Genomic DNA, 13,840 nt, shown 5'->3' on the forward strand with positions numbered 1-13,840 from the left:
TGTGGACGACGAGTCACGACGCCCGCAAAACCCGCGGAAGTCCGGGGGTTTGCGGGCGTTGCAAAAACCACACAGTGGGAAAAAAGATTCTTCCGCCGCAACCGGGGCGACGACAGGGCGTGCTTTACGCGAGATTGATCTCGCGCAGGCGCTGCATCAGGAAGTCGTGGCTGGAAATCGGCTCGGGATGGTCGGCCGGGTTTTCCGGATCGATGCAGGATGGCAGCGTCTCGATCACGTAATCCGGGCGGAAGTGAAGGAAGAACGGCATCGAATAGCGCGCCCTGTAAGCCGCTTCGCCGCGCGGATTGACGACCCGGTGGGTGGTCGAACGCAGCCTTCCATTGGTCAGCCGGTCGAGCATGTCGCCGACATTGATGACCAGCGCCCCCTCGGGCACGTCGACCGATTTCCACTCGTCCTGCTTGGTCAGCAATTCGAGCCCCGCCTCTTCTGCACCCAGCAACAGGGTGATGGTGTTGATGTCGCCATGCGCGGCCGCACGGATCGCACCTTCGGCTTCCGCACCTTCCAACGGGGGATAGCGCAGCAGGCGCATCACCGAATTGCCGTCCTCGACGGTGGCAGCGAAAAACTCACGCGGCAGGCCGAGATGGATCGCGATGGCTTCGAGCACGCGGCCACCGGCTTCTTCAAACGCCGAGTAGAGGTTGCTGAAAGTCTCGCGGAAACCCTCGACCTCGTCGGGCCAGACGTTGTCGGCCATGTATTCGGCAAGCGGATGGCCTTCGGGCAGTTCGCGTCCGACGTGCCAGAATTCCTTGAGGTCGTGAACCTCGGCATCCTTGGCCTTTTCCGTGCCGAACGGCGTGTAGCCGCGGGCACCGCCGCCGCCGGGAATGTGATAGGCCTGTTTCACATCGTCGGGAAGCGCGAAGAATTCCTTCGACAGGGCCTCTGCCTTGTCGATCAGCTCCTGCGGGATGCCATGATCGCGAATGACGGCAAAGCCGTATTCCTGGAAACTGCGGCCGAGTTCCTCGGCGATGCTTTCGAGCGGCTGTGCCAGCGACACAACCGCGATATCGGTGTTCGAATCGGTCATAATGGGTGCGCCCTTTAATACGGAAGGAAGAGTCCTGCCAGCGCGGCGCTCATCAGGTTGGCGAGGCTACCGGCAGCGAGCGCGCGTATACCCAGCTTCGCGATGACCGGTCTTTGATTTGGCGCAAGTCCGCCGGTCACCGCCATCTGGATGGCGATCGAGCTGAAATTGGCAAACCCGCACAGCGCGAAGGTCACAATGGCGCGGCTGCGATCGGTCAGCACACCTGCTTCCATCCCGCCCAGCTGGATGAAAGCGACGAATTCGTTGAGCACAATCTTGGTGCCGAACAAGCCGCCAGCTGCTCCTGCCTGGTCCCACGGAATACCGATAAGGTACATGACCGGCGCAAAGACATAGCCGAGCAGCTGCTGGAAGGTCACATCGGGATAGCCGACAAGACCGCCGATGCCACCGAGAATACCGTTGGCGAGCGCGACGAGTGCGACGAAGACCATCACCATCGCACCGACGGCAACCGCGAGCTTCACACCCGTCTGCGTGCCCTGCGCTGCCGCTTCGATGACGTTGGCAGGCTTATGGCCTTCCTCGAAGGTCTCGGCGACCTCCACCTCGTGCGGCTTGCCGCTTTCGGTGAGCGCAGCCGGACCCTCGGCGCTGATGCGCGCTTCGGGAAGCGTAATTTCATCTTCCGTCCCGGCGAGTTCGGCCGCGTCGCGGGCGAGCGCGCTCTCGTCATCGGGCATGATGATCTTGGCCATCAGGATGCCGCCGGGCGCCGACATGAAGGCCGCGGCGAGCAAGAAAGGCACGGCTTCCGACCCGATGAAGCTGGCATAGGCGGCAAGGATAGTGCCTGCGACCCCCGCCATGCCGACCGCCATCAGCGTGAACAGGCGGCTCGGCGTGAGCGCTGCGAGATAGGGACGAACCACCAGCGGGCTTTCGGACTGGCCGACGAAGATGTTCGCCGCACTACCCAGCGCCTCGACCTTGGAAATGCCGGTAATCCAGCCGATCGCCCCGCCGACCCAGCGTACGAGACGCTGCATGATGCCCCAGTGATAGAGAATCGAGACGATGGCCGCGAAGAACACGATGACCGGGAGAGCCGCAATCACGAAGGTGTTGGTGAAGGGATTGGCGTCCATCGGGCCGAAGACCGATTCAATGCCGACCTTCGAATAGTCGAGCAGAGCGATGACCCCGTTCGACATCGCCTGTATAAGCTCGACACCCCACGGCGTGCGCAAGACCAGCAGCGCCATGACAGCCTGCAGCGCGAAAGCCGCACCCACGACGCGCAGCTTGATGCGCTTCTTGCCGGTAGAAAGCAGGAAAGCGATTGCAAGAATCGCGAAAATCCCGAGAATATTGATAATCACTGGCGGCATGCCGACCCCTTTGGCTTTGCGCGACTAGTTGCGGATGAAATCAGCCGCTACCTTGCGCGGCGGGCCCGCATAGTCAATTTACGCTCCCGATTCCAGCTCCGCCTATCACCAGACCAGAAAGCACTGCACCCAGCCTCATGACCGAGACCACCGGAGATATCCGCATCAAGGCCGCTACGACCCCGCTGGGTCTGTTCGTCTATACGCTCGTCTATGGCGGGATGACGGTGCTGGCAGGCGTGCTCGCATTCAAGCAGGTGCAGCTTTACCCGACCGACCTCGCGGTCGAGGCGGGGATTTTCGCGTTTCTACTGTTGGTGGTAATTTCCTCCACGATTGCACAGCTTTACGGTGAAAAGTTGGCCAACCGCATCGTCTGGTGGGGCTTCCTGCCGCTGTTGCTGGCGGCGCTGCTGATGCAGCTGGTGCTCAACTTGCCCGCCTCGCCCGAAATGGCCGGCGGGCGCGCGGATGACCTTGCTGCGTTCGAGCAGGTGCACGCGACGATCTGGCGGGTCTGGGCAGCGGGCCCGGCCGCCTATATCGTCTCGCTGCTCCTCAACGTGTGGATTTTCTCGCGCCTGCGCGGGAGCGACGAGAACACCGGCACGGTCTCGCTGATGATACGCGGCGCGATTGCATCGGCGCTGAGCCAGGCCATTGATTCGGTGATTTTCATCACCTTGGCGTTCTACGGCCAGTTCCCGATTACCAACCTGCTCATCGGGCAAATCCTCGCCAAGGTCGTGCTCAGCCTCGTGCTGGTGCCGTTCCTGATTACGGGCGGTGTGGCCTTTGCGAAGTGGCTCGACCGCCGCAAAGGCTAGTCGCGCACATTCTCGACGAGGCTGTCGTCGAGCTTCTCGCCGTGCAGGACAGATACGTCTCCGGTTGTCTCCAGTACCACGGCGCGAACCTCCGATAGCGAAAGCACATTGGCCTCGCGCAGCTTGGCCATCACATCGCTGCGCGCGACGCGGGTCGATTTGAGCGCATCTTCGCAAAACTCGCCTTCGCGCATGAGAAAAATCGGTTCGTTCTGGATCGCGGTCTCGAAGGTATCCGAATCCTTGCGCGCGCGGGCGACGAGCCACTGGAAGAGGAACAGGCCCGCCATGGCTGCGATGCACTGGCCGAAGACGGTCCACTTGTCCGCAGTGACCGCAGCGGCGAGGACCGAACCCAGCGCCACCGTCATCACGAAGTCGAAATTGGTCATCTTGGAGAGCGAGCGCAGGCCCACGATGCGAATGAGCAGCGTCACCCAGGCGAGACCGATGGCCGAGAGGATGAAGCCGCGCGCCGCGATGTCGAGAAGGGTATTGTCGAAGAACATGCCCCTTTAACGGGCACTTGCGGCAATCGGTCCTAGCCCGAACAACTCGCCCCCCCAAGCACGCAAAACCGCGCGCAATGCGGGTGGTTCAGCGGAACATCGCGCGATGCTTCGGCCAGTGTCGCGCCAAGGTCGAAGCCTGCATCGTAAGGTATGAGCGTGCAGGCAACGACGCGCGGGACTGGTTCGCCCTTGCGGTGCACGACCATGCGGCTGGTGTTGCACATGACATCCGCCGGGGTCTTGCCGAGGATACCCCAGCAGGCGGTGGTGATCTCGGCAATGTCCCTGTCCGCGTCCATCTCGGGAAAGAGCACGAGCCGCGCGGGGTTGTGCGCATCGGCGGCAATGCCTTCGCGTGCGAACAGCGAGGCGTAGCCTTCCCGCGCCTGCACTTCCCCCTCCTCGGGGAGGAGCCGCCCGGCAACGGCAATCGAAAACCCGTTTCCCGCCAGCCAGCGCAGGCCTTCCATGGCCGGCTCCCAGCTTCGCGCACCACGCTCGGCCTCGTGGACTGCCTGCGTGTGGTGGTCGAGGCTGACGCGCAGGGTGAGCTTGTCGCCGAACTTCTCGCGCAGGTCCAGCAGCGCTGCCTCGTGCCGCCGCATCGGCTTCATCGCATTGGTCAGCACCAGCGCTTCGAACCCGCGCACGAGCGTATCCTCGAGCATCGCCAGCATGTCGGGGTTCATGAAGGGCTCGCCGCCGGTGAAGCCCACTTCGCGCGTGCCCGTCGCTTCCGCCTCGTCGAGGAAACGCTCGGCATGATCTGCCGAGAGATAGAGCAGCGCATCATTGGTCGGGCTGCTCTCGATATAGCAGGTCGCACAGGCGAGATTGCACAGCGTGCCCGTGTTGAGCCAGAGCGTGTCGAGCTTGGCCAGCGGCACACTTGCGCGCGCCTCGCCCTTGGCGGTGACCAGCGGATCGCTGAACTTCTCGCGCGGGAGCGGCGCGGCCTCGACCGCGAAGGGTGACGGCTCGGCAGGCGCATTGCGAGACTTGGTGCGCGCCTCGCTCATGCGAGCTTCCGACGCAATTTGGCGAGCGTCTGCGCCCACCATTTGGGGACCTTGCCGAAGACCGTCGGCTCCCATGCGCTGAAGGCGGCGGCCTTCGAAATCTCGCTGCGGGTCGGGTAAGCGATGATGGCCGAACCCAGCGCAAAAGTGCTGCTCTTGCCGGTAATCGCCTGCGCGAAGGGTAGCAGCAATTCGCCCGCATTCTTGCCCACGATGCTCGCGCCGAGCACTTTCTTGCCCTTTAGCACCAGCTTGAGATGCCCCTTGTCCGCCCCTTCCGCCAGCGCGCGTTCGTTGTCGTGGAAGGTCTCTTTGACCACCGTGACCTTGTCGCCATGCCTCTCGCGCGCTTCTGCTTCGGTCATCCCGATTTGCGCGACTTCGGGGTCGGTATAGGTGCACCATGGCAGCGCCGACCAGTCGACCTTAGCGGGCAGGCCGAGCGTGATTTCGAGCGCGACATTCGAGCCTTCATAGCCCGAGACATGCGTCAGCCGAGGCCCGTCGCGGCAATCGCCGATGGCGTAGATGCCCTTCACCGATGTGCGGCGGCGGTCGTCGACCTTGATGCCGTTCCTGTCCATCTCGACCCCGATTTCCTCTAGGCCGAAGCCTGTGCAATTGGCCTTGCGTCCGGTAGCGATGAGAAGGTGCGAGCCTTCGATGGTCTCCTCCGGGGTGTGGAGCCGGATGGCACCCGCCTCGCCCTCGACACTTTTCGCGAGGCCTTTCACGAAGCGCACGCCTTCGTCTTCCAGCGTTTCGCGCACCACTGCCACGCTGTCGGGGTCGTCGCGGCCCATAAGCTCGCCCGGCTCGACCACCGTCACCGCGCTGCCGAGGCGGCGGAAGGCCTGCGCCATTTCCATCCCAATGACCCCGCCGCCGACGATGACGAGATGCTGCGGCAGTTCGTCGATGTCGAACAGGTTTTCGTTGGTGAGGTAAGGCACATCGGCCAGCCCCTCGATAGGCGGCAGGGCGGCCTTCGAGCCGGTCGCGATGACGATGCGCGGCGCGGTCAGCGTGCGCCATGCGACCTCGACCGATTGAGGCCCCGTGACCTGCGCCCAGTCGCGGAAGACCTCGCAGCCCATCTCCTCGAACCGTTCCTCGCTGTCATGCGGGGCGATGGCCGCGATGGCATCGTGGATGTGCTTGTGCACGCCGGCCCATTCGACCTTGGGCGGCTCGAGGGTGATGCCATAGCGTGTTGCTTCGTTCGCCTCGGCCGCGCGCTTGGCCGCGGCAATCAGCGCCTTCGACGGCACGCAACCATCGTTCAGGCATTCGCCCCCCATCTTGCGCGCTTCGATGAGCGCAACCTTCAGCCCGAACAGCGCACAGCCGCCCGCTGCGGTGAGGCCGGCAGCCCCGCCGCCTATCACGATAACGTCATGGGTGAATTTCATTGCTTGCCCCGTAACCGAATTTGCTGGAGATGCGAAGCAAGTCGCAGCCTTTCCCTTCCCCTTCGCTTGCAGGGATCTCCCGGTTACATGGCACTGGCACTCGCATCTTGAGGATTCTCGTCACCGGAGCCGCCGGCCTTCTGGGCGGCGAAGTCTGCGCCCGGCTGCTGGCGGAAGGGCACGAGGTCACCGGTCTCGTCCACCGCAACCCTGATGTGCGCGCCAACAATGGCGATGCCGTCGCTATCCCGACCATCGCCGGCGATGTGTCGCAGCCGATGCTGGGCTGGGACGAGGCGCGCTTTGCCGAAGTCGCAGCCGCGCACGACCTGCTCGTCCACTGCGCTGCCACGGTCCGCTTCGACCTGGCCGAAGAAGACTACCGCGCGGTCAATGTCGGCGGCGTGGCGCATGCGCTGGCGCTGGCGGAGGCGGGAGGCATGGATTTCCTGCATGTCTCGACTGCCTATGTCTGCGGCGACACCAGCGGCATCATCCGCGAAGACGAACCGCTGCCGGAAAGCGGCTTCGCCAACGGCTACGAGGCTAGCAAGGCAGCAGGCGAACGCCTCGTACGCGCCAGCAATTTGCGCTGGGCCATCGCGCGTCCCTCCATCGTCGTGGGCGAATACGAAAGCGGCACCATCCGCCAGTTCGACACGACCTATGCCGCGTTCAAGCTGATCGCGGAAGGCCGGGTGCGGCACATGCCCGCGAGGGAAGACGGGACGCTCGACTTCGTGCCCATCGACCATGTTGCGGGCGGCATCGCCGTGCTGGCGAACCGGATGGACGATGCGGCAGGCGGGACCTTCCACCTCGTCTCCGGCCAGCCGCTGCCCGTGGCGCAATTCGCACAAGCCATCGGCAGCTATCCGAATTTCCACGAGCCAGATTTTGTCGCGCCCGAAGGCTTCGACCCCGCCGCCCTACCCGCGCTCGAGCGCCGCCTCTACCGGCGTGTCGCAGGCCTCTATGCGAGCTATTTCCAGCGCGACCCGCATTTCTCGGACAGCGAATTCCGCGCACTGGCCGGGCGCGGCTGCCCGCCGACGGGGGAGCCCTATATCCGCCGTCTCATCGACTATTGCATCGAGGCGGGTTTCCTGCCCGAAGCCTAGCGCACGTCGGGATAGTGCTGCCCCATGCGGCTGCGCAGACCGAAGGCCCATAGCATGCCGACCTTGAAGTAAATCCAGTTCGCCTTGAGCGGCCCCCATGCGGCGATGCGCCTGTCCGAGGTGTAGACCCTGCGCGGCACTATCTTCACCTTGCCGAGCCGCGCGAATTTCACGCACAAATCCGCCTCTTCCATCACCGCATCGCCCGGCGTGCAGCCGCCGATCTTAAGGAAATCGGCGCGGCGGAAGAACATTGCGTGGTCGCCGAACAGCAACCGCACGCCGCGCACGAAGAGATGCGGACGCGTGATGAGCGGCGCGTACCAGGTCTTGGCCCAGTTATGCAGCGTCGTGCCCCAGCGGGTTTTTTCGGGCCCGCGAATTACGGGAGTGAAGCTGGCAAGCGCAATGCGCGGATCGGCCAGTGTCTCCTCGATGACCTGCACCATGTCGGAAGGCGGAAGCGTATCGGCATGGACCACGCAGACAAGCCCGCCTTGCGCCTGCTCGACGCCGAAATTGATCTGCCGCGCCCTACCCTTCTCGCATTGCAGCAAGCGCCATCCCGCAGTTTCAGCGATGGCAACAGACGCATCGCTGCTGCCCCCATCGACCAGCAGGATTTCTTCCGGCGCCGGGTCGAGTTTCGTCAATGCATCGACCAGTTCCGGCAGGGCCTTTTCCTCGTCCAGAACCGGCACGAGCAGCGTGACGCTCATTCGAATTCGGGCCACTGCGCGAGGTCTTCCGCCGTATCGATATCGGCGAGTTCGGGCAGCACTGCGGGTCCCATCCCGCGCTCGACCAAACGCTTGAGTGTCTCGGGAAGGACGCTCGGCGTGCTCCACTCCATTTCGTCGAACAGGAAAGGAACCGGTTCGCTGAACCCGATGAGGTAATATCCCCCGTCGTTTGCCGGGCCCAGCACTACACGCCGGTCTTCCAGCGCGCCCGCAGCGGCCTGCAGAAGCGGCGCGGTCACGCCGGGACAATCGCTGCCAATGAGCAATGCCGGAGCCTCCACCCGAGCCATCTTCGCGCCGAGGTCGCCATCGCCCTGGTCGACCACCTCGACATCCGCGCCGAACAGTTCGTGAAATGCCGCAATCTCCCCGCCCGTTACGCGAAGCTCGAACTCCAGCCCGCTCTCGCGCGCCACTTCGACCGTCTGCGCCAAGAGCCGCGCATAAAGCCGCGCAGCCCCTTCCTCGCCCAAGGCGGGAATGAGTCGCGTCTTCACCTTGCCGGGCACAGGCAGGCGAGCGAAAATCGAAAGCTTGGGGGATACCATCGCCGACCACGATAACGTGCTGGCTGCGCAGGGAAAGGGCGATGGAGGAAAATTCGTGGTGAGCCGTGCTGGGTTCGAACCAGCGACCTACTGATTAAAAGACATTTTCTGAGATGCTGAAACCCTTAGGAGTCCGCCATTCTCTGAAAATTTTGGAATACATTTTGGAATACTACCACCATTGTGCAGGATACCGCGCTAGCCCCGTTTGCAACTAATAGAAGCTAACGTTGTCCAGATCGATTAATCCGAATTCGTCAGGATCGCGAAAACCGTCGCTTATCATTTCCTCCCGCACTTCCTGACGGCTTCTAGTGTAGGTCATGTAAGCTTCTCTCTCACAATCCTGCATCGCGATAGACCCCTCCAATGTGTCTGGATCAAATCTTCTCTGACATGCTTGTTCAGCGCTGAGTCGCAGCCGTCGTGCAGTCAAGATGCGGTCTTTGAATTCGCGTTCGGCAATTTCTCTATCGGCTTGTGACTGGGCTTCTCGCGCCTCCCTTTCAATGCGCTGTCGCTCTGCCTCTTCTGGGTTATCACGCTCCCATACCGCACGTTTATAGCTTTCGTAGCACGCTGATACTTTTCGGACCCCAGCCTTCTTATCCGTCTCAGCTAGATCGACGGCTTCATCGCCGCATCGATCATGCTCTTCCGTTAGCGGATCGCCGCAAGAAGCGCACAATAGTAAAGGAAGAACTAGAAAGGATCGCAAAAGCATGACGCTGTTCTGACAGCAAATTAAGCTTCGACAATCAATGTGCGTGACTCTTGCCAAATCAGCGCTTGGAGCCTTACTGCCTGTCAGCAAATTTTCTATGGGGGCAATACGATGACAGATGATGCACCTGCGAAAGCAGGTATGGGCAGCGGCAAGATGGCGCTTTGGGGCGTCGGCATATTTTTCGGCCTCGCATTCCTTGGCGCGCTTATGGAAGGGCCTGAGGACGATGCGTCGGCTAATACCCTAGCATCAATGGAAGCTGACGCGATGTTGGAAGCAGAGGCAGATGCAATTGAGGCGTCAGCAAACGAGGCGGCAGCGGCTGTATCGGAACCTGAACCTCGCAGCGATTGGTCGGTGAGTGAGCAAAAAGACGAGTTGCGTGGCACGACTGATCGCTTCGCAGAAGTGACTAGCAACAATTCTGTGCGCTTCGATTTCCCATATTGCTGTGATTCACGTCTGCGCATGACAGTGCGCAAAACCCAGCAGTATGGTGAGGATGTGATATTCCAAATCAGCGACGGTCAAATTGTATGCCGCATTCGGGATTGCGCTGGCATGATTTCGATTGACGGAAAGCCTGAGCGGCTCAGCCTTAACCGTTCAGCCGATGGCGATTCCACAGTGGTCTTTGCACAATATCCTGCTGCGATAATCCGCAAACTCAAGTCGTCTGAAAAGGTCATCGTTGAGTTGCCATTTTATCGTGAGGGCAACCGCCAATTCAAATTCGACACGGCAGGCCTAGAGTGGGAATGATCTGATGGGCGCGCGGCTCCGGCCGCGCGCCCCTTCGGTCCTAAATAGGGGCATGGATTTGTTTGAAATCGCCACGCTTATTGTGCGCATCTGGCGCTGTGCTGAGCGGTTGGGGTTTAGGAGAACAGGCGGGTGGTATGGGATGTATGGCCGTCGTGGCCCTGCATGTGACGGATGAAATAAGAATTGGTGGTGGGCTTCGTATTTCTTCGAGATTATCGGCGCTGTTCTATCTGTTCTTCATGGGAGGGTTTTGGGCTGCCATATTTTTCGCACACTGCTAGGGACACAGAATGAGATATTTTTGGATCGCAGCCTTTGCAATCGCCGCACCTGTGTTCGCTCAGGATAATGGTTCACTCGTTTATGAGCGTGAGCGATTGGTTCAAGCTTCCGATGCTGCACGCTATTACGTGTTCAAGCGGGTGGCTCCCAAATCAAACATCGATGAAGTGATGTGGGGCAGGCTTAGCGAGGCCGAGCGAGCAAATTACACGCGCTTCGTCTTTTCGCTCCAAACGCTGCGCAAGATCGCCAATCATCCGCTAGACCCCAGCTTGGCGACTATCGTTGAAACCTTTGATGGCGAGAACGCCGTTGATGTTTTGGAACGGTTCGAAGCACGGTTTTATGAATTGAATGGTCGCTACCCAATCGAATTCGTAGGTGTAGATGTGAACTCAGTCATTCTTCGCACTGATAGCGACATGACTATTAGATGATGCATGGACCACAGAGCTAGGGGTCTTGCCATTGGAATGGCTGGGCTGGCTCTAATGTTGCATAGCGTTATTTTCATGCGCCCAACTCAACGTCCAGCTTGCTGCTGATTTCATCAGCCAACTCTCTGCGCTTGTAGACGCGCTTGTCTGGGCGCTATGGTTTACGGTCATTTGCCATGACCGTATTTATCGAGGCCGCAGATTTGCGCGCTTCCGTGGCAACCGTTCTCAATCAGGAAATGCGTGTAATTTAACCCTCACATTTCCCACGATTCGCACAGTTAATTTCCAACAAATTACCTATAAACAGGCACATCAACGCGGCTCTGCGGGGTTGCGACGAGTCAACAAATTAATTTCAGATTTTTTACAGTTATCCCTCTTGCGCACGACTCAGTTCTGACTCTTAATAGAGCCAGTCCTTTCGCATCATGGCGGGGATAGGAGCGCGACATGGCACGTGCTGACAGGCTTTTGCGGCCCCTTCCAGAAGGGCCTCCCACCATTGTCGCGCTCCGCCCTTTATCAAGCACAACACTTGCCAGATGGTAAGTGCAAATTTCGCAAATCGCAGTTCTGCGTGCGAACTTTTCCAGCCCCCCTTTGCCCAACCCAAGAATGTATCGCGTGGCGATACACTTTTTCCTTGTATCGCGGCGCGATACATCCTATCGGTGCGTTGAAGGGAAAATGACATGAAAGTCAGCGCAAAAGATAAGCGCATCAAAGCGATACTGAAAGGCCATCCGAAGCCTGCCGCTGAAAACATGAGGGGCCTGCCACGGGGCATTGCGCCCAAGATTCAGGCCATTGTTGCGCAGCTATTGGCCTCAACTAACCTCAGTCAAATCTGTGCAGCAAATCCCAACTGGCGTTGTCACGAATACAAAGGCCAGCAGGGCACATGGAGCATCGATGTGCAGGGAAGCACTCGCTTGCTCTTTGAATATGATGATAAGGCCCACGTGATAACAGGGCTAAGATATGACGACCCTCATTAGTGGGCGTCACACTACTGCTTTCGGCGACCTGCAAAAGTGGGCGTCGCAATAGCCTAGAACATAATAAACTAGGAGATTACCTGTGACCAGCCGCCTAAACCCGTATTGGGATGATGAAGAACTTGACCTGTCGCAAGGTGATGGCTTTGCCTTGCACGCAGGTATTGTGCTCAAGTCCGTTCTTGCAGATCGTGACATTAAGCCCGCCGTTTTGGCGCGTCACCTTGGCGTTCCTCATTCTGGCTTTTACAATATGCTCAACGGCAAGCGTGCAATCACCGCGCCTTTGGCAAGCAAGATTGAGGACGCGATTGGCTATCCTGCCGAGACGCTTATGACGATGATGGCACGGCATGATTTGGCAGTTGCAAGAGCCGACAAAGCCAATCATGTCGAGGCGATGGAAATAGCTTAATGGAAGCCGTTTTCTTTCTTTAAGTATTTCGAATTATCTGGGGGCACATGATGAAATTCAGAATCGCACTGGGCGCTGCCCTGACATGCTTGGCAGCGCCTGCATTTGCTGAAGGACGCTATCAATTTGTCTACATTGACGACGATACAGCGGTGCTCGTTGATGACAATTCGCTACGAAAGCTGGCCTCCAGTCGTGTGCGCCTATGGGCGGCAATGATTAAGGCTGAGTCGGACCCTGATTACGTCCTTACAAACTTTGAACTCGACTGCTCATCGCGAGATATCAGGGCTGTCCATGCAATCAGTTATAAGAATGAAGAGGTGGCCAACAGCGCCCCTTATACAAATCCCGCTCAGCCAATCGCTCCAAATTCCGTCGCAGAAGCAGTTGCAAATTACGCTTGTGACGACGTTTTGATCGCTGGTTTACGGCGCGACAAGGTTGATGCTGAGATGCTTGGAACCTTCAAAGGGGCATTGCAGAACATGGCAAAGGATTGAACGCCTTGCCTCTGACAACTCCCCATCGCATTCACAGCCCAATCAGGCGACTAGCGCGGTCCATCATTCGCGATGCTGAACCTCGATATATTCCCGTGAAACCCTGCCCAGACGCTGAGCATGGTCACTGTTATATCAATGCGCGCAATCATCCTGACGGTAAGCCAGTCAACGGCTGGATGTTCTGGGAGCGCAAGAAGGCTTTCGTAGAAGCTGAGGCTCACTGCGTTGTGGAATTGCCCGATGGAAGTCTTATCGACAACACACCTAAGCCCGATGGCGAGAAGCAAATTTTGTTTCTAGCAGACCCTGACTTGGAAACGCCTGACGATGGAGAAATGGGGCCTGCTAATAGGCGGCTGCTCATCTGCGATGATCGAATGATGCGGGACTGGCTTGAGTTGGCTGAAAAGCGCGACGCGATCATGCGCAACGTTTATGAGGGAAACGATGCACAGAGCGTGTTGATGGAATTCATGATGAGCAACAACCAAGTGATGATGCGCTTTCCCTAACCTCAAGAGGAATTGTCGATGCTGCAAATTATAGGTTGGATGGGCTGCGTGTATCTCTTCGTCAAAGCGCTTGAACTTTTTGGTGCTGCGAAAGCGAGAGGCGACGGCGAAGCTTACGACCAACTAACTATCACCGCAGGAGCGATTGCGCTAATTAGTGCGGCCATATTCTTCTTTCTGATTAACGGCCAAGTTGAAGCGTCGAGCGGGTATTTGAATTAAGGCTTATAGGGCGTCTCGCAGCCGTCTGACTGCCGTTTCAGAATACTCTTCGTCTCGCTCGATTCCGATTAAGTCGCGGCCCCTGTTGAGTGCGGCCATACCTGTGCTGCCGCTTCCCATGAAGGGGACAAGCACAGTCCCGTTCTCTGGCGTGACGAGCCCAATGAGGTGCTACATTAGGGCCACTGGTTTCATGGATGGACGGGGCTTGCCCCGCCTCTCAAATCGACTTTGCAAAACTTTATTCTGACAGTGCTCGATAGACGCTAGCCCGACCGATCTTCAGTTCCTTGGCGATCTGCGACGCTCCCATACCCTGTTCCTTCAATGCTTTGACCTCATTCGGATCGATGCTGGCGGGACGTCCCTT

General features: G+C 59.2%; 19 protein-coding genes. 9 read left to right on the plus strand and 10 right to left on the minus strand.

What is annotated here, in order from left to right:
• Window positions 1-124: 124 nt before the first annotated feature.
• Together K3152_RS08590 and K3152_RS08595 are read right to left on the minus strand one after the other, a co-directional pair.
• Window positions 125-1,066, minus strand: a complete 942-nt coding sequence (locus tag K3152_RS08590) for an isopenicillin N synthase family dioxygenase (protein ID WP_221573669.1) — start codon at window positions 1,064-1,066, stop codon at window positions 125-127.
• A gap of 14 nt (window positions 1,067-1,080) precedes the next feature.
• On the minus strand, window positions 1,081-2,421 hold the full coding sequence (locus tag K3152_RS08595) for a NupC/NupG family nucleoside CNT transporter (RefSeq protein WP_221573670.1): 1,341 nt from the start codon (window positions 2,419-2,421) through the stop codon (window positions 1,081-1,083).
• 137 nt (window positions 2,422-2,558) lie between these two features.
• On the opposite strand from K3152_RS08595, the gene K3152_RS08600 reads away from it, so the two are divergent.
• Window positions 2,559-3,248 carry a queuosine precursor transporter gene (locus K3152_RS08600; protein WP_221573671.1) on the plus strand — a complete coding sequence of 230 codons (690 nt, stop codon included), beginning with the start codon at window positions 2,559-2,561 and terminating at the stop codon, window positions 3,246-3,248.
• On the opposite strand, the gene K3152_RS08605 is transcribed toward K3152_RS08600, so the two are convergent.
• Genes K3152_RS08605 through K3152_RS08615 form a run of 3 tightly spaced genes read right to left on the minus strand, consistent with a single transcriptional unit; the run spans window position 3,245 to window position 6,191 of the window.
• Window positions 3,245-3,757, minus strand: coding sequence for a DUF421 domain-containing protein (locus tag K3152_RS08605; protein ID WP_221573672.1), 513 nt, complete (start codon window positions 3,755-3,757; stop codon window positions 3,245-3,247). The genes K3152_RS08600 and K3152_RS08605 overlap by 4 nt on opposite strands.
• Before the next feature lie 32 nt (window positions 3,758-3,789).
• Window positions 3,790-4,779: a radical SAM protein gene (locus K3152_RS08610; RefSeq protein ID WP_221573673.1), complete on the minus strand. Its 990-nt coding sequence runs from the start codon at window positions 4,777-4,779 to the stop codon at window positions 3,790-3,792.
• On the minus strand, window positions 4,776-6,191 hold the full coding sequence (locus tag K3152_RS08615; protein WP_221573674.1) for a dihydrolipoyl dehydrogenase family protein: 1,416 nt from the start codon (window positions 6,189-6,191) through the stop codon (window positions 4,776-4,778). The genes K3152_RS08610 and K3152_RS08615 overlap by 4 nt, the downstream gene beginning before the upstream one ends.
• A 107-nt stretch (window positions 6,192-6,298) precedes the next feature.
• Between K3152_RS08615 and K3152_RS08620 the strand changes: the two genes are divergently transcribed.
• Window positions 6,299-7,312: an SDR family oxidoreductase gene (locus K3152_RS08620; RefSeq protein WP_247713279.1), complete on the plus strand. Its 1,014-nt coding sequence runs from the start codon at window positions 6,299-6,301 to the stop codon at window positions 7,310-7,312.
• Here the strand turns inward: K3152_RS08620 and K3152_RS08625 are convergent.
• The 3 genes from K3152_RS08625 to K3152_RS08635 form a co-directional block, all read right to left on the minus strand.
• The gene (locus K3152_RS08625; protein WP_221573675.1) at window positions 7,309-8,031 is read right to left on the minus strand and encodes a glycosyltransferase; all 723 of its coding nucleotides are present in this window, start codon (window positions 8,029-8,031) and stop codon (window positions 7,309-7,311) included. The genes K3152_RS08620 and K3152_RS08625 overlap by 4 nt on opposite strands.
• The gene (locus K3152_RS08630) at window positions 8,028-8,603 is read right to left on the minus strand and encodes a TIGR04282 family arsenosugar biosynthesis glycosyltransferase (protein ID WP_221573676.1); all 576 of its coding nucleotides are present in this window, start codon (window positions 8,601-8,603) and stop codon (window positions 8,028-8,030) included. Before K3152_RS08630 ends, K3152_RS08625 begins: the two co-directional genes overlap by 4 nt.
• Window positions 8,604-8,817: 214 nt before the next feature.
• Complete coding sequence (locus K3152_RS08635; protein WP_221573677.1) at window positions 8,818-9,327, minus strand: hypothetical protein; 510 nt, start codon at window positions 9,325-9,327, stop codon at window positions 8,818-8,820.
• Between the two features lie 111 nt (window positions 9,328-9,438).
• On the opposite strand from K3152_RS08635, the gene K3152_RS08640 reads away from it, so the two are divergent.
• The 7 genes from K3152_RS08640 (at window position 9,439) to K3152_RS08670 (ending at window position 13,470) form a co-directional block, all read left to right on the plus strand.
• Window positions 9,439-10,092 carry a hypothetical protein gene (locus K3152_RS08640; RefSeq protein WP_221573678.1) on the plus strand — a complete coding sequence of 218 codons (654 nt, stop codon included), beginning with the start codon at window positions 9,439-9,441 and terminating at the stop codon, window positions 10,090-10,092.
• Window positions 10,093-10,385: 293 nt separating this feature from the next.
• The gene (locus tag K3152_RS08645) at window positions 10,386-10,814 is read left to right on the plus strand and encodes a hypothetical protein (protein WP_221573679.1); all 429 of its coding nucleotides are present in this window, start codon (window positions 10,386-10,388) and stop codon (window positions 10,812-10,814) included.
• A 695-nt stretch (window positions 10,815-11,509) separates the two neighbouring features.
• A complete protein-coding gene (locus K3152_RS08650) occupies window positions 11,510-11,815 on the plus strand; it encodes a type II toxin-antitoxin system RelE/ParE family toxin (protein WP_221573680.1) in 306 nt (101 codons plus the stop codon).
• An 82-nt stretch (window positions 11,816-11,897) separates the two neighbouring features.
• Window positions 11,898-12,230, plus strand: a complete 333-nt coding sequence (locus K3152_RS08655; RefSeq protein WP_221573681.1) for a helix-turn-helix transcriptional regulator — start codon at window positions 11,898-11,900, stop codon at window positions 12,228-12,230.
• Window positions 12,231-12,277: 47 nt separating this feature from the next.
• Window positions 12,278-12,733, plus strand: coding sequence for a surface-adhesin E family protein (locus K3152_RS08660; protein WP_221573682.1), 456 nt, complete (start codon window positions 12,278-12,280; stop codon window positions 12,731-12,733).
• Between the two features lie 95 nt (window positions 12,734-12,828).
• Window positions 12,829-13,248, plus strand: coding sequence for a hypothetical protein (locus K3152_RS08665; protein WP_221573683.1), 420 nt, complete (start codon window positions 12,829-12,831; stop codon window positions 13,246-13,248).
• Between the two features lie 18 nt (window positions 13,249-13,266).
• Complete coding sequence (locus tag K3152_RS08670) at window positions 13,267-13,470, plus strand: hypothetical protein (RefSeq protein ID WP_221573684.1); 204 nt, start codon at window positions 13,267-13,269, stop codon at window positions 13,468-13,470.
• Between the two features lie 3 nt (window positions 13,471-13,473).
• Here K3152_RS08670 and K3152_RS14385 read toward each other — a convergent pair whose 3' ends face one another.
• Window positions 13,474-13,635 carry a DNA methyltransferase gene (locus K3152_RS14385; RefSeq protein ID WP_425594672.1) on the minus strand — a complete coding sequence of 54 codons (162 nt, stop codon included), beginning with the start codon at window positions 13,633-13,635 and terminating at the stop codon, window positions 13,474-13,476.
• 76 nt (window positions 13,636-13,711) lie between these two features.
• Window positions 13,712-13,840, minus strand: a 129-nt coding sequence (locus K3152_RS14280) for a helix-turn-helix domain-containing protein (protein WP_221573742.1), incomplete at its 5' end; no start/stop codon positions are given.

The organism is Qipengyuania polymorpha (assembly GCF_019711435.1).
Lineage (GTDB): Bacteria > Pseudomonadota > Alphaproteobacteria > Sphingomonadales > Sphingomonadaceae > Qipengyuania > Qipengyuania polymorpha.